The following is a 596-nucleotide window of genomic DNA, read 5'->3' on the forward strand; positions in this document are numbered from 1 at the left end:
TGGCGCGGGTCAGCGAGATCTGATGAAGTAGCGGTGGTATCGAGATCAACGTTTGGGAGACTTCATGAGTCTGGATCGACCAGTCGCACCTGACCCCTACCAGCTTCTGCCCGCCGTCGGCTCGTTCACCGTGACCAGTTCGGACGTGACCGACGGCCAGCCGATGGACCAGAAGTTCGCGCACCCCGGCCTGGGCGGAAGCAACATCTCACCGCAGTTGTCCTGGTCCGGTTTCCCGGCCGAGACGCGCAGCTTCACGGTCACCTGCTACGACCCCGACGCGCCCACCCCGTCGGGCTTCTGGCACTGGGTGCTGGTCAACCTGCCGGCCTCGGTCACCGAGCTGGCGCAGGGCGCCGTTGAGCAGGACCTGCCCGGCGGCGCGTTCTCGCTGCGCAACGACTACAGCGAGACCGGCTACGGCGGCCCGTACCCGCCCGAGGGCGACCGTCCGCACCGGTACTTCTTCGTGGTGCACGCTGTCGACGTGGACAAGCTGGAGCTGACCCCCGACGCGTCGCCCGCCTTCGCGAGCTTCAACCTCGCGTTCCACACGCTGGCCCGGGCCATCATCACACCGACGTACCAGGTCTGAG

Annotated in this window: 1 protein-coding gene; it reads left to right on the forward strand. The window is 67.1% G+C overall.

Going from position 1 to position 596, the window contains the following annotated elements; translation table 11 throughout:
• Positions 1 to 64 precede the first annotated feature (64 nt).
• Complete coding sequence (locus tag HC028_RS26860) at positions 65 to 595, forward strand: YbhB/YbcL family Raf kinase inhibitor-like protein (protein WP_168080233.1); 531 nt, start codon at positions 65 to 67, stop codon at positions 593 to 595.
• Position 596: the final 1 nt, after the last annotated feature.

Source organism: Planosporangium flavigriseum, assembly GCF_011947225.1.
Lineage (GTDB): Bacteria > Actinomycetota > Actinomycetes > Mycobacteriales > Micromonosporaceae > Planosporangium > Planosporangium flavigriseum.

What these genes read in the sequence shown, in the direction of transcription:
- HC028_RS26860 (WP_168080233.1), top strand. Translation starts at nt 65, where the DNA reads ATGAGTCTGGATCGACCAGTCGCACCTGACCCCTACCAGCTTCTGCCC.